The sequence below is a fragment of the Azospirillum fermentarium genome (genome assembly GCF_025961205.1).
GTDB lineage: Bacteria > Pseudomonadota > Alphaproteobacteria > Azospirillales > Azospirillaceae > Azospirillum > Azospirillum fermentarium.
The window spans coordinates 1,775,362-1,793,779 of record NZ_JAOQNH010000001.1; the positions used below are offsets into that span (position 1 = coordinate 1,775,362).

Sequence of the window (18,418 nt, forward strand, 5' to 3'; positions counted from 1 at the left end):
CCATGGCGTGGAGAAACCGGATTCTTGTGAATCGGACAGAATCCATGACCTTTTTATGGCGGTGGGATGGCCGAATCATTAAAATGTGACAAAATGTTTCGCTTGTGCCTTGATAAGATTACCTTTCTATTTTGATGGCCTGTCCTGCAATGCGAAATCTACAGGACCAGCGTACCGCGCCTGCGGGGGCAGTAGGACGACTCGGTGTGGGGTTTTCCCGGCACCCGCTGTTGCCGCCGGGCCGGGGCGCTGCCATGCTTCGGTGATCCTGGGAATGAGAGGGCAGGGGGCGGGGGTGAGCGATCCTTGTTACGGCAGCATCACCGCCGCGGACGGTACGGTCCTGCGCACCGCGGTGTGGGACGGTCCGGCGGGGCCGGTGCGGGCCACGGTGGTGCTGCTGACCGGGCGGGCCGAGTTCATCGAAAAATACCGCGAGACGGCGGGCGAACTGCGGACCCGCGGTTTCCGCGTGGTGCAGATGGACTGGCGGAACCAGGGGCTGTCGGGCCGCCCGCTGCCCAACCGGCAGATCCATCACCTGCGGGATTTCACGGTGCTGCGCGACGATCTGGCCCTGTTCGTGGAGCGGGTGGCGCGCCCGGCGGCGGCGGGCGCGCCGCTGGTGGTGATGGCCCATTCCATGGGCGGGCTCGTGGCGGTGCTGCACATGGCGGCGGAGCCGGATCTCTACGCCGCCGCCGTGCTGTCGGCGCCCATGTGTGCGGTTCATCTGGGGCCGCTGCCCCGGTGCCTGGCGCGCGGGCTGGTTGCCGGGGCCCGCGCGCTGGGCCTGTCCGAACGCTATGGGCCGGGGCAGGGGGATTACGATCCGCGCAAGGGCGTGTTCGACCCCGACAATCCCATCACCGGCGACCCGCGGCGCTACGCCCTGTTCCACGACGCTTTCCGTGACCGGGCGGAGTTGCGGGTGGGCGGGGTCAGCTTCGGTTGGCTCGACGCCGCCTTCCGTGCCGAGCGGGCGGTCTTGCACACGCTGCCGCTGGAGCGGGTGCGAACGCCGGTTCTGTTCCTCAACGCCCCCAACGACCGGGTGGTGATGGCCCCGGCGGTGGAGGCGGTGGCCCGCCGCTTCCCCCACGCCACCGTGCGCCGCTATCCCGACGCCCGGCACGAGGTGCTGATGGAGACCGACGCCATCCGCGCCCGCGTGTGGACCGACATCGGCGCCTTTCTCGATCAGCGGTTTCCGGTGCGGGTGACCGGCTGTGTGGCGGAATAGGACGTTTTGCCACCTGTTCGGGTTCTGATGATCGGCGGTATAAAACCATAATAAAAGTGCGGCTATTGCGGCCGCCGATCAACAAGCCGCACCCGCGGCGAAAGGGTGGAAATGCTGACTCAAACCCGCACCATGAAGGCTGCTGCCGAACCGCGTTGGAACACCGTCGCGTGGGACGATGATTACGGCGTGGGGCACGACGGCATCGACGGCGACCACCGCCGCCTGTTCGAACTGTTCAACGAATTCGTCACCGCGGTGAACGAGAACCGCGGCGACGGCGATATCGAAACGGTTCTCGTCGAACTGCTGAAATACTGCGACACCCATTTCGACCGGGAAGAAAAGCTGATGCGCGAGCACGGCTATCCCGATTACGAACGCCACAAGGCGCTGCACGACACCTTCGTCCGCGAAATCTACGACATCAACAACGCCCTCGACGCCGGGGGCGAGCAGGGCGCCTATGTGCTGGGGATGCTGGGAAGCTGGCTGTCCGGCCACATCCTGGGCGTGGACAAAAAGCTGGGCGCCTTCCTGCGCGACCGCGGGGCGGCGGCGTAACGGGGATGGTCCGGGGAAGGGTGCCGCCCGCGGGCGGCACCCTTGTCTTATGCCGGCGTCACAGCTTGGAGCGTTCGGCCTTGCTGTAGTTGCTGAAGTGTCCCTCCTTGGCGGCGGCGGCGCGCCCGGCCTGGATGATGGCCTTGGACTTGCCCTCCGGCGCCGGCAGGGACACCAGCTTTTCCAGGGTTTCGCTGCCGCAGGACGGGCAGGCGGGAACGTCGGAGCTGCGCACCAGCGCTTCGAACGTGTTGTCGCAGCCTTGGCAGCGGTAGGAATAGAGCGGCATTCGTCTCACCCGTCGGGGATCATTCGGTCGAGGGAAACATACCATCTTTCCGCACTGCGGAAAATCCTGAAACGGATGATCACTCCGCCGCCAGCGTCTGCGCCGATTCCACACAGGCCGGCCCGGCACCGGGCGTGCCCGGCATGGGCCGCTCGGTCTGGTTCAGCCGGGCCATGCGCTCCACCCCCCAGGCGTAGAGCGCCATCAGCACGGGCCGCAGGCTTTCCCCCTCCGGCGTCAGGGAATACTCCACCTTGGGCGGCACCTGGGGATAGACGGTGCGCAGGATCAGCCCCGCTTCCTCAAGCTCGCGCAACTGCTTTGTCAGCATCCGCTGGGTGACGGCGTTCAGCCGCCGCATCAGCTCGTTGAAGCGCAGGGTGCCGTCCAGCAGGTGGAACAGGATGATGCCCTTCCACTTGCCGTCGATCAGATCCAGCGTGGCCTCCACCGGGCAGCCGGGGGCGCATTCGTAGCGGCGCTTTTTCATAAGCGAACACCGTCCACAGTATCAAAATGGGAACTACCGGCCCAATTATGCCGTATTTACGCAAACGGTGGGAACAGACATCTTTGCCCCATACCGGGTGCATCCGGTTTTTCGAAGGGGAGTGTCCGGCCATGAAAGCCGTCGGTTACCGTTCCTGCCTGCCCATCACCGCCGCGGATTCGCTGGTGGATTTCGAAGCCCCCATGCCCGAACCCGGCGCTCATGACCTGCGCGTGGCGGTCACGGCGGTGTCGGTCAACCCCGTGGATGTGAAGCTGCGCGCCAACGCCGCCCCGGCGGAGGGGGAAACCCGCATCCTGGGCTTCGATGCCGCCGGGGTGGTGGAGGCGGTGGGCGGCGCCGTCACACTGTTCCAGCCGGGAGACGCGGTGTTCTATGCCGGCGTGCTGAACCGCCCCGGCACCAACGCGGAATTCCATCTGGTGGATGAACGCATCGCCGGGCCGAAACCCGCCAGCCTGTCGTTCGCCGAGGCCGCGGCCCTGCCGCTGACCGCCATCACCGCGTGGGAGATGCTGTTCGACCGGCTGGGCGTGGCGCCGGGCAAGCCGGCGGCGGCGGGTTGCCTGCTGGTGGTCGGCGGGGCCGGCGGGGTGGGGTCGATCCTGATTCAGTTGGCCCGGCGGCTGACCGGGCTGACCGTCATCGCCACCGCCTCGCGGCCCGAGACGGCGGAGTGGTGCCATAGCCTGGGCGCCCACCACGTCATCGACCACAGCCGCCCGTTGAACGAGGAACTGGCCCGTATCGGCATTCCCCAGGTGGAGCTGGTGGCCAGCCTGACCGGCACCGCCCAGCATTACCCCGCCATCGTGGAGGCGCTGGCGCCCCAGGGCCGGCTGGCGCTGATCGATGACCCCGGCAGCCTGGACATCGTGCCGCTGAAGCGCAAGAGCGCCTCGGTCCATTGGGAGTTCATGTTCACCCGTCCGCTGTTCCAGACCCCGGACATGATCGCCCAGCACCGGCTGCTGGCGGAGGTATCCCGGCTGGTGGACGACGGTCTGCTGCGCACCACCCTGAACGAGACCTTCGGCTCCATCACCGCCGCCAACCTGAAGCGCGCCCACGCCTTCATCGAAAGCGGGCGGTCGCGCGGCAAAGTGGTGCTGGAAGGTTTCGAGCGGTAAGAACCGGCGCCGCCGGGTGGACAAACGGGGCGCGCGGGCTTATCTTTGGGCCTGAGGAGGACGGGGTTGCCCCCCCGTCCTCCCAGCCCGATCTTAGCGGCTCAGAAGATCAAGGCCCGCCCTGATCACCTTCAGCAGCAAGATCAGGAGAGTGAGGATTTCTCGCATCCTCGTGCCCTCCGTGAATGCAGCGGGGGTGACGGCCAGCCCGTCACCCCGTCTGCGCCCCCATCCAAACGCATTCAATCGTGTTCGCCCAGTGCCACCAGTGCGCGACCATGGGTCACGGCACTCGTTTTCTCGCTGCACTATGAAGGCGGCTGCTTGGCATGGTGGTGAAAATCGGGCGCTTCATCAACATCACGCCGGCCCGTGCAGATGTCGTCCCCCGTATGACAAAAGCTTCATGCGAAGGTGGATTGGCAGGGAACGGATGGTGGGCTAGACTCCCCGCCGCACCCGTTTATTGCATGACCCTTGCCGAGCGTGACAGCCCATGGCCGGACCCCGCCTTCTCAGCCAGACCGTGCCGCAGGTGGCGGGAAAGGTGCTGGGCAAGCGGGGGCTGGCGTTCGGGGCGCTGATCACTGAATGGCCCAGCATCGTCGGCCAGCAATTGGCCAGCCGCACCCAGCCGGAAAAGCTGATCTTTCCCCGCGGCCAGCGGGAGGATGCGACGCTGCACCTGCGGGCCGCCGGTGCCATCGCGCTGGAGCTGCAGCACCTGGAACCGCAGATCCTGGAACGGATCAACAGCTTCTTCGGCTACCGCGCCGTGGCGCGGCTGCGGCTGGTGGCCGGGGTTCTGGTGCCGCCCACGGGGCCGCGCCCCCCGGTGGTCAAGCCGCTGTCGGCGGAACAGGAGGACCGGCTGTCCGCCACGCTGGCGTCGGTGGACGACCCTGACTTGCGTGAAACCCTTGAACGGTTCGGGCGGGCGGTGATGGGGCGTGTCCGGCGCTGACCGGAACCGCTCTTGCCGCCGTGTGCCGGTCCCCCTATAACCCACCCCCAGATCTTGTAGCCGGAGGCTTTCCCGTGCGTCGATTTATGAAGACTCTTGCCGCCGCCCTGCTGTGCGCCGTCGCCGGTGCGGGTGTGTCCGCCACCGCGCGTGCGCAGGCCATCGACGTGCCCGCCGCCCTGGCCGACCGCGTGCTGGGCAACCCGGACGCGCCGGTGACCATCATCGACTATTCGTCGCTGACCTGCCCCCACTGCGCCGAGTTCCACAACACCACCCTGCCGCAGATCAAGAAAGAGTATCTGGACACCGGCAAGGCCAAGCTGATCTTCCGCGACTTTCCCTTCGACCAGTGGGCGCTGAAGGCGTCGGCCCTGGCCCGCTGCGCGCCGAAGGAGCGCTATTACCCGCTGCTGGACGTGCTGTTCAAGCAGCAGAACGTGTGGAGCCGCGCCGCCGACCCCGCCAAGGCGCTGAAGCAGATCGGTGCGCTGGCCGGCGTGCCCGAAGCGGCGGTTGACGCCTGCTGGGCGTCGAAGGAGCTGACCGACGGCATCCTGCAGATCCAGATCGACGGCTCGGTCAAGGACAAGGTGGAGGCCACCCCGACCTTCGTCATCAACGGCAAGGAAAAGATCAGCGGTGCCCAGCCGTTCGCCGCCTTCGCCAAGGCCATCGACGCCGCCAAATAAGCATTCTGTAGCCTCGTGTTCATGAGCAGCACTGCGGGAGTCCGGCGGTGATCTTCACCCGTCTGAAGCTGTCGGGCTTCAAATCGTTCGTCGATGGCACCGAACTGGTGATCGAGCCGGGCATGACCGGCATCGTCGGTCCCAACGGCTGCGGCAAGTCCAATCTGGTCGAAGCGCTGCGCTGGGTCATGGGGGAAACCTCGGCCAAGCGCATGCGCGGCGGCGACATGGACGACGTGATCTTCGGCGGCACGTCCAACCGCCCGGCCCGCAATCTGGCGGAGGTGTCGCTGGCCGTGGACAACCGCGGCCGCACCGCCCCCGCCGGCTTCAACGAGGCGGACGAGCTGGAGATTTCCCGGCGGATCGAGCGCGGCTCCGGCTCCGACTACCGCATCAACGGCAAGCTGGTGCGCGCCCGCGACGTGCAGTTGCTGTTCGCCGACAACGCATCGGGCGCGTCGTCCCCCGCCCTGGTCAGCCAGGGGAAGGTGGGACAGATCATCAACGCCAAGCCCCAGGAACGCCGGGTGCTGCTGGAAGAGGCGGCGGGCATCACCGGTCTGCATTCCCGCCGGCACGAGGCGGAATTGCGCCTGAAGGCGGCGGAAGCCAACCTCGTCCGTCTGGACGATGTGATCGGCGCCATGGACACCCAGCTCGTCAGCCTGCGCAAGCAGGCCAAACAGGTGGCCCGTTATCACAGCCTGTCCACCCAGATCCGCAAGACCGAAGCGGCGCTGTGGTATCGCCGCTGGCTGGAAGCCCAGGAGGAGGAGGCCCGCGCCCGCCAGGCCTTCGCCCAGACCGAGGGGCAGGTGCGCACCCTGCTGCTGGCCGTCAAACAGCGGGAAACCGAACGGGAAACCGCCGCGGCGGGCCTGCCCCAGCGGCGCCAGGACGAGGCGGCGGCAGCGGCGGCGCTCCAGCGGCTGGTCATCGCCCGCGAACAGTTGGACGCCGAGGAAAAGCGCGTCACCGAACAGCGCCGCGCGCTCCAGCAGCGGCTGCAGCAGATTGCCGGCGACCTGGGCCGCGAACAGGCGCTGGCGGCGGATGCCGATCAGGCGCTGGCCCGGCTGGACGCCGAGATGGACCATCTCCGCGCCGAGCAGGACGACGAGGAGATGCTGGAGGAGGCCGCCGGTGAGGCGCTGGCCCAGGCGCGCGAGGCGGTGGACGAACACGACCGGGCGCTGGCCCGCCTGACCGAGCAGGTGGCCGCCGACGAGGCACGGCGCAACGCCCTGGTCCGGCAGGTGGCCGATCTGGAAAACCGCGTGGCCGTCCTGACCCGGCGCATCGGCGAGCAACAGACCCAGCGCGCCGTGCTGGAACAGGAGATCGCCGCCCGCACCGATCTGGCCGAGGCGGACATGGCGGTGGAACTGGCCGAAGGCCGCCTGGACACCGCGCGCGAAGCGGCGGAGGCGGCGGAACGGGCCAAGGCCGATGCCGATCCCGCCCTGTCGCGGGCGCGCGATGCGGTCCACACGGCGGAGGCTGCCCGCACCAAGCTGAAGGCCGAGGAAAAGGCGCTGGCCGACCTGCTGCGGGCCGGTGGCTCCAGCGACCTGTTCCCGCCCTTGATCGACGCGGTGACGGTGGCGCCGGGGTACGAAGGGGCGCTGGCCGCCGCCTTCGGCGACCCGCTGACCGCCCCGCTGGACGCGGCGGCCCCCATCCATTGGCGGGAATTGCCGCCGCTCGCCGCCGTGGCGCCGCTGCCGGCGGGGGTGGCCCCCTTGTCGGCGGTGGTGCAGGGGCCGGCGGCGCTGGCCCGCGGGTTGGCGCACATCGGTGTGGTGACGGACGCCGCCGCCGGGGCGGCGCTGGCGCCGTCCCTGCTGCCGGGGCAGAGCCTGGTCAGCCGCGACGGCGGGGCGTGGCGTTGGGATGGGCTGACGGTGCAGGCCGGCGCCCCCACCGCCGCCGCCATCCGCCTGCAGCAGCGCAACCGTCTGGCCGAAGTGCGCGAGGAACTGGACGCCGCCGAGGAGGCGGTGGAGGCGGCGCGCGACGCGCTGGATTCCGTGCGTCTGGCGGCGGAAGAGGCCACCGCCCGCGACCGCCGCGCCCGTGATGCGGTGCGCGAGGCCTTCTCCGCGCTCAATCAGGCCCGCGACCGTTACACCCGTTTGGCCCGCGAGGCCGATGCCGCCATTACCCGCCTGAACGCGCTGGTGGAGGGGATCGACTCCCTGGCCGGCGACCGGCGGGAGGTGGAAACCCAGCTTTCCGAAGCACAGGAGATGCTGGAGGCTCTGCCCGACACCCACGGCGGGCGGGACGAGGTGAACGCGCTGCGCGCCACCCTGGCCGAACGGCGGGTGGAGTTGGCGGCCAAGCAGAACGCGCTGGACCGGCTGACCCGTGACGCCGCCAGCCGGCGGCAGCGGCTGACGGCGATTGCCGAGGAAAAGAACTCGTGGCTCAACCGCTCCAACGGCGCCGGGGGCCGGGTGGAGGAGTTGCGCGAGCGCGCCGCCGCGGCGGAAGAGGAGCTGGAAACCCTGGCCGCCCGCCCGCTGGAAATCCACGAGGAGCGGCTGGAGCTTCAGGACCGCATCGCCGACGCCGAGCGCGCCCGTGCCGCCGCCGCGGCGGCGCTGGCGGCGGATGAGGAGGTGCTGGCCACCGCCGACGAGGCGTGGCGCACGGCGGAAGAGGTGCTGGCCGATGCCCGCGAGGCTCGCGCACGGGCCGACGCCGCGGTGCTGGCCGCGCTTCAGGCGATCCGCACCCTGACCGAACGCATCGCCGAACGGCTGGAATGCACGCCCGACCAGACCCGCACCCTGGCGGAACTGGCCGACGGCGACCCGCTGCCGGACGTGGCGGTGATGGAACAGAGGCTGGAAAAGCTGAACCGCGACCGCGATGCGCTGGGGCCGGTCAACCTGCGCGCCGAGATCGAGCTGCAGGAGATGGAAGCGCAGGTGGAGTCCCTGCGCGGCGAGCGCGAGGATCTCATCAGCGCCATCGCCCGCCTGCGCCAGGGCATCGCCAGCCTGAACCGGGAAGCACGGGAGCGGCTGACCGCGGCGTTCGACAATGTGAACCTGCAGTTCCAGGAGATGTTCACCCGCCTGTTCGGCGGCGGCAAGGCGCATCTGGAACTGGTGAACGCCGAAGACCCGCTGAACGCCGGCCTGGAGATCTACGCCAGCCCGCCGGGCAAGAAGCTGCAGATCCTGTCGCTTTTGTCGGGCGGTGAACAGGCGCTGACGGCGCTGTCGCTGCTGTTCGCGGTGTTCCGTTCCAACCCCGCGCCCATCTGCGTGCTGGACGAGGTGGACGCGCCGCTGGACGAGGCGAACGTCAACCGTTTCTGCGACCTTGTGGACGAGATCGCGCGGGAGGGCCGCACGCGGTTCCTCATCATCACCCACCACCGCCTGACCATGGCCCGCGTTGACCGGCTGTTCGGCGTAACCATGGCCGAACGCGGTGTGTCGCAACTGGTCAGCGTGGACCTGGGCCGCGCCGTGGAATTGCGCGGCGCCGCCTGACCGGACGGGTTCCAAGGGCCGCCGGCCCTTGGCCGGGGAAGTCCGAAGGGGGCCGGCGGCCCCCTTCGTCATGACATCGTCACTGGGCCTTGTGCTCCCCGCCGTGCTGGTGCCCCTGGGGCTCCCCGCCGGCCCCGGCGGCCTCCACCTTCACATCCACGGTGATGGTGCCCGCCTGCTTGAAGGTCAGGGTGAGCGGGAAGCTCGATCCCGCGGCCAGCGGCTTTTCCAGACCGAACAGCATGATGTGCAGCCCGCCCGGTTCCAGCTTGGTGGGGGTGCCGGGGACGACGGGGATGTCGTCCACGGGCCGCATCTTCATGACGCCGTTTTCGTGCAGGTGGGTGTGCAACTCCGCCTTCTTCGCCGCGGGGGTGGCGGCGGACACCAGGGTGTCGGCAGGGCCGGTGGTGCTGAGGCTCAGATAGGCGGCGGCGGTGGGGGCCGAGGGGGCGGTGGCCCGCGCCCACGGATGGCCGATGTGGACCGGACCCTGGTTGTATTCGTGGGCGAAGACGGGGGCGGACAGGGTGACCAGGGCGCCCACCAGGGCGGCACCGACGGTGCGGATCATGGGACGATCTCCGTGTGACAAAATCTCGAAGGGGGTATGCGGGGTGCGGCCTGCCATCCTTTCCGCTTGCAGATCCGCGTGGGCGGACTCCCGGCGTGGAGGAGGCTTGGTTTGCCCGGCCGGGCCGCGCAGCCGCGGGAGAGCCGGGATCATGGGGGGAAGACGGACACCCGGCCCCATGACGCAACCCGGACGGTGTTCCGGTCCGGCCGCTCTTCCTCAAAAGCGGCCGGGAACACACGCACCTGTGACGTCGAAGAGAAAAACGCGGATGTCCGTTCAGGCCACCGGTGGTGCCCGCGCCTGGACGCTGGACAGGAACCAGCCGGCTGCGACGAACGCACCGGGCAGAGCCACGGGTGTGTGGCGCCCGATGCCGGCGGGCAGGGGTTCGGCGGGTGGGGCCGGCGGCGGCGCCATGCCGGCGACCAGCGGGCACAGCGGACAGGCCATGGCGGAGACGGTGCCGCCGTCGGGCTTTTTGGCGCCGTTGCCGTCAACCGCGGCCAGGATCAGCCCCTCGGCGGTGCAGATGGGCACCAACCCGGCCTGGGCCGAGGCTGCGGGCATCATCAGGGTCCAGGCCATCACCTGACACAGGAACGCCAGCGCCCCGGCCAGAAGGCCGAAGCGGCGAACGCGCTGGGTCATGGGACGGGAGAACACGGGGGCCGATGCCTTCGCCGGTGTGAAGGACATCAGCCTACCGCAGGTTCGTATGCGCCGCCAAGGGGGTTCACAGTTCCGCGGCGGGGCGGGCCGCCTCTTCGCCCACACGGGCAGGGGCAGGGGCGGGCGCGGGGGCGGACGGGACGGCGGGGGGCGGGGTGACCAGCGGCTCCAGCGCCGGGGCCAGGCTTTTCAGCAACTGGGCGGGCAGGGCGCTGGTGAAATGGAAATTGTCGGCCTCGGCGCCTTGAACGAAGGCGGTCATGGTGCCGAAGAAGCGGTCGCCGATGTAGAAGACGAAGGTTGCGGTGCGGGCCACCGCGCGGGATTCCAGCAGCACCCCGCCGGGGCCGAAGCGGTCGAAGCGCTGGTCGCCGGTGCCGGTCTTGCCGCCCATGGGCAGCGGCTGCCCCTGGGCGTCCTTGAAGCTGCCCCACACCCGGCGCGCGGTGCCGTTCTGCACCACGTCGGTCAGCGCCCGGCGCACGGTGGCGCAGATCTCCGGCGACAGCACCCGGCGGCTGTCCAGCGGCCCCAGCCCGACCACGGTTTCATAAGGCGTGCCGGCGGCGAAATGCAGCGCGCGCACCCGCACCGTCGGCACCCGCAGCCCGTCGTTGAGGATGATGCCCATCAACTCGGCCAGGGCGGCGGGGCGGTCGGCGGAACTGCCGATGGCCGTCGCGTACGACGGGACCAGGGTTTCGAAAGGATAGCCCAGCTTCTGCCACGCCGCGGTGATGCGGCGGAACGCCTCCTGCTCCATCTCGATGCGGATGCGGGTGTTCTGGACGGCGGCCCCCTTCTTGAACAGCCAGCGGTAGCTTTCCTGGCGCGAGTCCGACGACGCGGCCAGCACCTCGGCCCGCGTGGCGGCGGGGTGCTTTTGCAGATAGGCCGCCACCCACAGTTCCAGCGGGTGCAGGCGGGCGATGTAGCCCAGATCGTTCAGATTGAAGCGTCCGGGGCCGTACTTGCTGTACAGGCCGGCAAGGTCGCCGTCGCTCAAGGACGCCGCCGGCAGCCGGCTGCGCATGAAGGCGCTGAATTCCGCCACCCCGGCCTCGGGGCGCACGCTGCGGAAGATGGTGGCCAGCCGGTGCGGCACCGGGCGGGACCGGCTGGCGATGCGGGCCAGCGCATCGTCGGGCGTGCGCTTGCGGTAATCGTTGTAGAAGCGGGTGAGGAACTCCGTCCCCTCCTTGTCGGCGAACCGCTCCAGATAGGCTTGGCGGGCCGGGTGGCTGGGGTTATGCAGGATCTCGGCGGTGTCGTCGCCGCCGTCGGCCATGATGAACTGCACCACGTCGCGCATGAGCCGGATGAAGGGCAGGTTGACGGAGTTCCGCAGCGCCTCCGTCAGCGTCATGATCCGCCCGTTGTCCTGGGGGTTGAAGTTGACGAAGGTGTGCTGCCCGCCGCCGGTGAAGAAGGTTTCCCACGGGCTGGCGGAATAGCGCCGGTCCATGGCCGCCGCCAGCATGGCCGGCAGCCCGCGGTCGGGGGCGGTGGTCAGCCATTGCGCCGCCCAGCGGGTCAGGGGGTCGCTGGCCTCGTCCTCCACCTCGGCCAGCAGGGGGCGGGGCAGGTGGGCGTAGCGCCCATGCAGTTCGCTGACGATCTCCAGATAGGTGATGAGCGTGCGCAGCTTGGCGGTGGAGCCGAGGTCGAGCTTGGCCCCCTCGTTGATATCCAGCGGCTGGTCCAGATTGTCGGCCTGCACCCGCAGCAGGTTGGCGTCGGTGCCGCGCTCGTACAGGGTGAAGCTGTAGATGATCTTCGACAAATCGTCGCCGCGGACGTTCAGCAGCCGCTCGCCGGTCAGGCCCAGTTCCTGCGCCACGGCGGGGTCGTTCAGCTTGCCCAGCACCTCCACCACCCGCTGCTGGGCGCCGTTGTCGAGCGTGGTGTCCACGGTCAGGTCCAGGCGGTCGAGCTGGTAGAGGTTGGTCACCCCCAGCATGGACAGGAGGCGGGCGCGGATGGCGTTGGGCGCCTTCTGCTCGATGAAGCTGGCGGATTCGGTGGCGGGGATTTCCGGCGTCAGGGCCAGGGGCAGCGCCAAGGCGGCGTCGCGCAGGTCCGGCCCGATCACCCCCTCCGCCGCCAGCAGGCGCAGGTGGGAATCGGCCAGCCGGTTCAGCGCCCCCGGATCGGTCATCAGATAGAACGCCGGGCGGCGCTGGGCCAGCAGCAGGCTCAGGATCTGCTTGTAGGCCAGTGCCTTGACCTTCAGCCCATGGTCATCCGTGGGGGTGGAGGAAAGGGCGGCCATGGCGGCGGCGAAATCGGTGCCGAACCACGCCCACAGCCCGTCGCCCAGGCCATTGATCTCCCCGAAGCCGGCGCGGGCGGCCAGCGGGGTGGAATTCAGGTAATCCACCAGGATGCGGCGGCGCGCACCCGTGGTGTCCTCCCCGTCCCGATAGGCGCGGACGCTGGCCGAAATCATCTGGCGCAGCTTTTCCGGCGCGCTGTCGGTCAGCCCGTCGGGGGAATGGCGGTATTTTTCGATCTGGGTCGCCAGGGTGGACCCGCCCGCCGACCGCACGCCGGGCACGATGTGCTTGAGCGGCTGGGTCAGCACGGCGGCGGCGAAACGGTCCCATTCCACCGCCGGGTTGGTGCGCGGCTCGTCCGCGTCCAGCAACTCGCGGTTCTCGATGAACAGCAGCGTGTCGGCCACCAGCGGCGGCACCGAATCGAACCCGTCGAAGGTGCGCGCCGGATAACGGGACGAGAACAGCGCCTCGCCCGTGCGCCCGCGCACCAGCAGCCCGCCGGTGGTCTTTTCCTCGTACGGGGGAAAACCGCCCAGCGCCACATAGGCGTCCAGAACCGGGCTCAGCACCGCCTGACGCTCGACGGTGTAGAGCCGTTCGCCCGCCGGGCCGCTGCGGGTCAGGGCCGTCAGCATCTCGGGCAGGAAGGCATAGCCCAGCCGCTCGTCATAGGGGCCGTGGCCGGGGGTGCGGAAATCGGGGTTGGGGCCGTCGCGCAGCGAAAAGTCCATGTGCGCGGTCAGCAGCGACAGCAGCCGCGCCTGAAGCCGGGACGTGCGCATCTCCGCCTCGCCCGCATAGGCGAGCAGCCCCAGCCCGAACAGGAGCGAGACGACGACGACAACCCGCCGCAACCGGCTGAACGCCATGACCGTTCGCTTCCCCCCTCACGCGCGCTGTGGCTGTCAGACCATAGTTTATGGTTCGTTAACAAGAGGTGTAATCACGGCCCCGCGCCTACCGTCCGGGCGCGAGCCGGGAGGAGGGGAAGCGGTGGACCCGCCCGCGGGCGATCAGATGCACCTCGAACACCGGCCCCAGCACGGCGCGGCACGCGGGATCGAACACGTTCAGCCCGCCGGCATAGGCGCCGAAGGCCGGAAGCAGCATCCGCTCCGCCCCCACCGCAAAGCAGCGCTCCCGCACCGTGCGGCCCGGCAGGCGCAGGGTGGCGGCGGGGTGCAGGTGGCCCGACACCTCCCCCGACGCGCCGTCATGGGACTCGTGGCGGAACACCAGCGGGCCGATGCGCTCCTCCGCCACCGCCCGCCCGCCCAGCCCCGCGGGCGGGTCGGGGTCGTGGTTCCCGGTGATCCACACCCAGTCCACCGCCGCGGTCAGGGCCGCCAGCCGCTGCCGGTCGTCACGGTCCAGCCGGTCCGCCGCGGTGCGGTCGTGGAAGCTGTCGCCCAGGCACAGCACGCGGGCCGGCTGATGCCGCTGGATGGCCTCGGCCAGCCGGTCCAGCGTGGCGCGGGTGTCATAGGGGGGCAGGAAGCGCCCGCGCCCGGCAAAGGCCGATCCCTTTTCCAGGTGCAGGTCGGCCACCGCCAGAACCCCGGCATCGGCCCACACCAGCGCCCCGGCCGGATCGGCCAGAAGAGCGGTGCCGCAAAAGCGCACGGGCGAGGAGTCTGTCGTGGGGGCACTGATTGCTGTCATAACCATACTGATTGTGTGGCAAACAATTCTGTGGCAGTTGAGTTTCCCCATGGCACCGCACCCGCGGCGCCATGACCCCGCGATGACATCCATCCGACGTAAGGAGCGTCCCTCATGGCGAACGTCACTTTCTCCGGTCCCACGCTCAGCAAGGACATCACCGTGTACGCCGTGGCCGGCGATACCGGCACCCTGCTCAGCCTTGCCAAGAAGCACGAGATTGCCATTCCGTTCCAGTGCCAGGACGGGGCCTGCGGCTCGTGTCTGGTGAAGGTCACCAACCTGGATACCAACAAGGCGCCGCTGGCCGTGGACCTGACCGAAAAGGAAAAGGTCACGCTGTCGGTGAACGGCAAGCTGAACAAGGACCGGCTCCAGGCGGCGGAAAACGACCACCGCCCGCCGCCCTACCGTCTGGCGTGCCAGTACATCGTGCGTGACGAAAACATCCTGGTGCAGTTCACCGGCGAACCCGGCGTCGAGATCGACCTGCGCAAGTGATGCACGCCCCTCCCGCCGTACCTGTGCGGGGGGAGGGGCTTTTGTACGGGTTTTGCCCCCTCTCCCCCCGGGGAAAGGGGGAAACCGGGTGTTCTTAGAGTGTGATCGGTTCAAACGGAATCGTTTGAAGCGTGAATCACACGGGAAAGCCAAAAGCTTAGAGTCCTTCAGGTGCTTCAATAAGCACCTGAAGGACTCTAATAAATGAGGTCGTTCTCGCCGCTGCCTTCGGCGATGACGATTTCGCCGCGGGCGGCGAGATCCTTGGCAAGCTGGACCATGTACATCTGCGCCTCGTCCACGTCGCGCACGCGCACCGGCCCCATGGCCGCCATGTCTTCGCGCAGGATCTTGGCCGCGCGTTCGGACATGTTGGAGAAGAACAGATCCTTCAGCGTTTCCGACGCCCCCTTCAGCGCGGTGCCCAGCTTGGTCTTGTCCACCACGCGCATCAGCGCCTGCACGCCCGACGGGTCCAGCTTGGACAGATCCTCGAACGTGAACATCAGCGCCTTGATGCGTTCGGCGCTGTCGCGGTTGCGTTCCTCCAGCGCCGCCATGAAGCGGTGCTCGGTGGTGCGGTCCAGGTTGTTGAAGATTTCCGCCAGCAGTTCGTGGCTGTCGCGCCGGCTGGTGCGGGCCAGGTTGGTCATGAATTCGGTGCGCAGCGTGCGTTCCACGTCGTCCAGCACTTCCTTCTGCACCGCCTCCATGCGCAGCATGCGCATGATGACTTCCATGGCGAAGCTTTCCGGCAGCAGCGACAGCACACGGCCCGCGTGTTCGGAGCGGATCTTGGACAGCACCACCGCCACGGTCTGCGGGTATTCGTTCTTCAGGTAGTTGGCGAGCACCGTTTCGTTCACGTTGCCCAGCTTGTCCCACATGGTGCGGCCGGCGGGACCGCGGATCTCTTCCATTATGGAATCGACCTTGTCCTTGGGCAGCGTCTTCAGCAGCAGCCGTTCGGTGCTGTCGAAGGTACCGACTAAAGAGCCGGTGGCCGACATCTGTTCGGCGAATTCCACGAACAGGCGTTCGATCAGGTTGGCCGACACCGTGCCCAGGTTGGCCATCACCTGGGACAGTTCCTTGATCTCTTCGTCGTCCATCATGGAAAAGAGCTTCGACGAATGCTCTTCGCCCAGTGCCAGCATCATGATCGCCGCTTTCTCAGGCCCCGTAAGGGTGCGGTAATCCTCGCGCACTTTGAGCGCCATGCCCCAACCTCCAACAGAACGACAGCCGGCGGCGGGCCTTGCCCATGACCGCCCGGCGGGCATGGATTATTGCGAAAACGGGTCCGCCCGTCCATGCCCCGCCCGATACCAATGGGAAATATGTGTGGGGCGGGTGGCTAGAGGTCCAGCCGCCTTTGCTGTTCTTTCGGAGATGGAGGGGCCAGTTCCGGCATCGCCTCGGCCACCAGCTCGGCGGCGGCCTGCTCCAGAAGCTCGTCGGTGGCGCTGCCCGCCACCCGTTCCCGCCCGATCTCCAGGATCACCGGCACGGCCAGCGGCGAGATGCGGTCGAGATCCTTGGTCACGATCCGCCCCCGCACGCGGGCCAGGAAATCGCTCAGGCGCCGCACGTCGGTCAGCCCGCCCGCCGCATCGGCCCGCGTGGCCCGCAGCAGCACATGCCCCGGATCGTGCCGCCGCAGCACGTCGTAGATCAGGTCGGAGGAAAAGGTCACCTGCCGCCCGGTCTTCTCCTGCCCCGGATGGCGGCGGTCGATGACGCCCGTGATCAGCGCCACGTTGCGGAAGGTGCGGCGGAGCATGGAGGATTCGTCCATCCATTCCTCCAGATCGTCGCCCAGCATGTCCTGGTCGAACAGCGCGTCCATGTCGGGAGGGGTGCGCAGGCTCCACACCGCCAGCACGTAATCGGTGGCGACGAAGCCCAGCGGCCCGGCGCCCAGGCGCTCCATCCGCCGGGTCAGCAGCATCCCCAGCGTCTGGTGGGCGTTGCGCCCCTCGAAGGCATAGGCCACCAGAAAGCGCTTGCCCCGGTGGGGGAAGGTTTCCACCAGCAGCCCGTCGCGTCCCGGCAGCACCGACCGCCAGCGCTGGAGCCGCAGCCATTCCCGCACCGCCTCGGGCAGCCCGTCCCACGCGGCGGGGTCGGCCAGCAGACCGCGCACCCGCTCCGCCAGATGGGTGGACAGCGGCAGCCGCCCGCCGGCATAGACCGGCACCGCCGGGTCGCCGCTGCCGCCCTTGGACACCACCGCCTCCATCTCCCGCACGCCGACGAAGGTGACGATCTGGCCGGCAAAGGCGAAGGTGTCGCCGGGCGTCAGGCCCTGGATGAAATACTCCTCCACCTCCCCCAGCACCGGGCCGCGGTTCAGGCGCACGCGCAGCATGGGTTCCTGCACGATGGTGCCGGCGTTCAGGCGGTATTGCCGCGTGACCTGCACCGACGCCACCGCCCACCGCCCATCCTCGCGCTGCGCCAGCCGGCGGAACCGGTCGTAGCTGCCCAGGGCGTAGCCGCCGGTCGCCACGAAATCCAGCACGTCGTCGAAATCGTCGCGGGGCAGGCCGGCGTAGGGGGCGGCGCTCACCACCTCCTCATACAGGCCGTCGGCGTCGAAGGGGGTGGCGCAGCCCATGCCCAGAATGTGCTGGGCCAGCACGTCCAGCCCGCCGGGCCGCGGCGGGTCGCCGTCCAGCGTGTGGTCACGCACCGCGTCCGCCGCCGCCCGGCATTCCAGCACCTCGAAGCGGTTGCCGGGAACCAGCAGGGCGCGGCTGGGGTCGTCCAGGCGGTGGTTGGCCCGCCCGATGCGCTGGACCAGCCGGCTCGCCCCCTTCGGCGCCCCCATCTGCACCACCAGATCCACCGACGCCCAGTCGATGCCCATGTCCAGCGAGGATGTGGCGACCACCGCGCGCAGATCGCCCCGCGCCATGGCCGCCTCCACCTTGCGCCGCTGTTCCGGGGCCAGCGAGCCGTGGTGCAGGGCGATGGGCAGGGTGTCGTCGTTGATCCGCCACAGGGCCTGGAAGACCAGTTCGGCCTGGGCGCGGGTGTTGACGAAGACCAGCACCGTGCGGTGGCGGCGGATTTCCTCGTAGACTTCCTTCAGGGCGTGCATGGCCATGTGCCCGGCCCACGGCAGCCGTTCGCGGGTGTCGAGGATGTCCACCCGCGGCTCGGCCCCGGCCCGGCCCTGGATCAGCCGCACATCGCCCCCGTCCGCATGGCCGGTGCGCGACAGCCACGCCAGCAGGTGCGCCGGCTCCGCCACCGTGGCCGACAGCCCCACCCGCCGGGCCGCCGGGGCCAGCCGCCCCAGCCGCGCCAGCCCCAGCGCCAGCAGGTCGCCGCGCTTGGTGCCGGCCAGCGCGTGCAGTTCATCCACGATCACGGCGCGCAAGGGGCGGAAGATGTCGCCCGCGTCGGGGTACGACAGCAGCAGCGCCAGGCTTTCCGGCGTGGTCATCAGGATGTGCGGCGGGTGGGCGCGCTGGCGCCGCCGCTTGGCCTCCGGCGTGTCGCCGGTGCGGGTCTCGGCGCGGATGGGCAGGCGCATTTCCGCCGCCGGGATCTCCAGATTGCGCTGGACGTCCACCGCCAGCGCCTTCAGGGGCGAGATGTAGAGGGTGTGCAGCCCGTCGCGGGGCCGCTCCGACAACTCGATCAGGGTGGCGAGAAATCCCGCCAGCGTCTTGCCGCCGCCGGTGGGGGCGATGAGCAGGCTGCTGGCGCCGTCGGCGGCGGCCTGGACCATGGCGATCTGATGGGCGTGCGGCTCCCACCCGCGGGTGCGGAACCAGCCGAGGATGTTGGGGGGGATCAGCGTCATGATGCTAT

General features: G+C 69.1%; 15 protein-coding genes. 7 read left to right on the plus strand and 8 right to left on the minus strand.

Annotation, left to right across the window (positions count from 1 at the left end):
• Positions 1-295 precede the first annotated feature (295 nt).
• Together M2352_RS08510 and M2352_RS08515 are read left to right on the plus strand one after the other, a co-directional pair.
• On the plus strand, positions 296-1,243 hold the full coding sequence (locus M2352_RS08510; RefSeq protein ID WP_264664064.1) for an alpha/beta hydrolase: 948 nt from the start codon (positions 296-298) through the stop codon (positions 1,241-1,243).
• A gap of 111 nt (positions 1,244-1,354) precedes the next feature.
• A complete protein-coding gene (locus M2352_RS08515) occupies positions 1,355-1,807 on the plus strand; it encodes a bacteriohemerythrin (protein ID WP_264664065.1) in 453 nt (150 codons plus the stop codon).
• Positions 1,808-1,865: 58 nt separating this feature from the next.
• Here M2352_RS08515 and M2352_RS08520 read toward each other — a convergent pair whose 3' ends face one another.
• Positions 1,866-2,096 carry an FmdB family zinc ribbon protein gene (locus tag M2352_RS08520; protein ID WP_264664066.1) on the minus strand — a complete coding sequence of 77 codons (231 nt, stop codon included), beginning with the start codon at positions 2,094-2,096 and terminating at the stop codon, positions 1,866-1,868.
• Between the two features lie 79 nt (positions 2,097-2,175).
• On the minus strand, positions 2,176-2,586 hold the full coding sequence (locus tag M2352_RS08525; RefSeq protein WP_264664067.1) for a winged helix-turn-helix transcriptional regulator: 411 nt from the start codon (positions 2,584-2,586) through the stop codon (positions 2,176-2,178).
• Positions 2,587-2,717: 131 nt separating this feature from the next.
• On the opposite strand from M2352_RS08525, the gene M2352_RS08530 reads away from it, so the two are divergent.
• The 4 genes from M2352_RS08530 to M2352_RS08545 all read left to right on the plus strand — a co-directional run bounded on the left by M2352_RS08530 (position 2,718) and on the right by M2352_RS08545 (position 8,905).
• Complete coding sequence (locus M2352_RS08530; RefSeq protein ID WP_264664068.1) at positions 2,718-3,737, plus strand: zinc-binding alcohol dehydrogenase family protein; 1,020 nt, start codon at positions 2,718-2,720, stop codon at positions 3,735-3,737.
• Between the two features lie 496 nt (positions 3,738-4,233).
• Positions 4,234-4,701: a DUF721 domain-containing protein gene (locus M2352_RS08535; protein ID WP_264664069.1), complete on the plus strand. Its 468-nt coding sequence runs from the start codon at positions 4,234-4,236 to the stop codon at positions 4,699-4,701.
• Positions 4,702-4,775: 74 nt separating this feature from the next.
• Positions 4,776-5,393, plus strand: coding sequence for a DsbA family protein (locus M2352_RS08540; protein WP_264664070.1), 618 nt, complete (start codon positions 4,776-4,778; stop codon positions 5,391-5,393).
• Positions 5,394-5,440: 47 nt separating this feature from the next.
• Positions 5,441-8,905: a chromosome segregation SMC family protein gene (locus M2352_RS08545; protein ID WP_264664071.1), complete on the plus strand. Its 3,465-nt coding sequence runs from the start codon at positions 5,441-5,443 to the stop codon at positions 8,903-8,905.
• A gap of 79 nt (positions 8,906-8,984) precedes the next feature.
• On the opposite strand, the gene M2352_RS08550 is transcribed toward M2352_RS08545, so the two are convergent.
• The 4 genes from M2352_RS08550 to pdeM form a co-directional block, all read right to left on the minus strand.
• Positions 8,985-9,479, minus strand: a complete 495-nt coding sequence (locus M2352_RS08550) for a copper chaperone PCu(A)C (RefSeq protein WP_264664072.1) — start codon at positions 9,477-9,479, stop codon at positions 8,985-8,987.
• A 279-nt stretch (positions 9,480-9,758) separates the two neighbouring features.
• A complete protein-coding gene (locus tag M2352_RS08555) occupies positions 9,759-10,130 on the minus strand; it encodes a DUF2946 family protein (RefSeq protein WP_264664073.1) in 372 nt (123 codons plus the stop codon).
• Positions 10,131-10,215: 85 nt separating this feature from the next.
• Positions 10,216-13,299: a transglycosylase domain-containing protein gene (locus tag M2352_RS08560; RefSeq protein WP_264664074.1), complete on the minus strand. Its 3,084-nt coding sequence runs from the start codon at positions 13,297-13,299 to the stop codon at positions 10,216-10,218.
• Between the two features lie 88 nt (positions 13,300-13,387).
• Entirely contained in the window at positions 13,388-14,092 is a 705-nt protein-coding gene (pdeM, locus tag M2352_RS08565; RefSeq protein WP_264664075.1) for a ligase-associated DNA damage response endonuclease PdeM, read from the minus strand.
• A 114-nt stretch (positions 14,093-14,206) separates the two neighbouring features.
• Between pdeM and M2352_RS08570 the strand changes: the two genes are divergently transcribed.
• Positions 14,207-14,593, plus strand: a complete 387-nt coding sequence (locus M2352_RS08570) for a 2Fe-2S iron-sulfur cluster-binding protein (protein WP_264664076.1) — start codon at positions 14,207-14,209, stop codon at positions 14,591-14,593.
• 197 nt (positions 14,594-14,790) lie between these two features.
• Here the strand turns inward: M2352_RS08570 and fliG are convergent, their stop codons facing one another.
• Positions 14,791-15,813 (minus strand): flagellar motor switch protein FliG, encoded by a 1,023-nt coding sequence (fliG, locus tag M2352_RS08575; protein ID WP_264664077.1) that lies wholly within the window; start codon positions 15,811-15,813, stop codon positions 14,791-14,793.
• A 137-nt stretch (positions 15,814-15,950) separates the two neighbouring features.
• Entirely contained in the window at positions 15,951-18,410 is a 2,460-nt protein-coding gene (locus tag M2352_RS08580; RefSeq protein WP_264664078.1) for a ligase-associated DNA damage response DEXH box helicase, read from the minus strand.
• Between the last annotated feature and the right edge of the window lie 8 nt (positions 18,411-18,418).

Coding starts and splice junctions, on each gene's coding strand:
- M2352_RS08525 (WP_264664067.1), bottom strand. CDS start 2,586: ATGAAAAAGCGCCGCTACGAATGCGCCCCCGGCTGCCCGGTGGAGGCC.
- M2352_RS08530 (WP_264664068.1), top strand. CDS start 2,718: ATGAAAGCCGTCGGTTACCGTTCCTGCCTGCCCATCACCGCCGCGGAT.
- M2352_RS08550 (WP_264664072.1), bottom strand. CDS start 9,479: ATGATCCGCACCGTCGGTGCCGCCCTGGTGGGCGCCCTGGTCACCCTG.
- M2352_RS08580 (WP_264664078.1), bottom strand. CDS start 18,410: ATGACGCTGATCCCCCCCAACATCCTCGGCTGGTTCCGCACCCGCGGG.
- M2352_RS08535 (WP_264664069.1), top strand. CDS start 4,234: ATGGCCGGACCCCGCCTTCTCAGCCAGACCGTGCCGCAGGTGGCGGGA.
- M2352_RS08515 (WP_264664065.1), top strand. CDS start 1,355: ATGCTGACTCAAACCCGCACCATGAAGGCTGCTGCCGAACCGCGTTGG.
- fliG (WP_264664077.1), bottom strand. CDS start 15,813: ATGGCGCTCAAAGTGCGCGAGGATTACCGCACCCTTACGGGGCCTGAG.
- M2352_RS08520 (WP_264664066.1), bottom strand. CDS start 2,096: ATGCCGCTCTATTCCTACCGCTGCCAAGGCTGCGACAACACGTTCGAA.
- M2352_RS08555 (WP_264664073.1), bottom strand. CDS start 10,130: ATGACCCAGCGCGTTCGCCGCTTCGGCCTTCTGGCCGGGGCGCTGGCG.
- M2352_RS08560 (WP_264664074.1), bottom strand. CDS start 13,299: ATGGCGTTCAGCCGGTTGCGGCGGGTTGTCGTCGTCGTCTCGCTCCTG.
- pdeM (WP_264664075.1), bottom strand. CDS start 14,092: ATGACAGCAATCAGTGCCCCCACGACAGACTCCTCGCCCGTGCGCTTT.
- M2352_RS08570 (WP_264664076.1), top strand. CDS start 14,207: ATGGCGAACGTCACTTTCTCCGGTCCCACGCTCAGCAAGGACATCACC.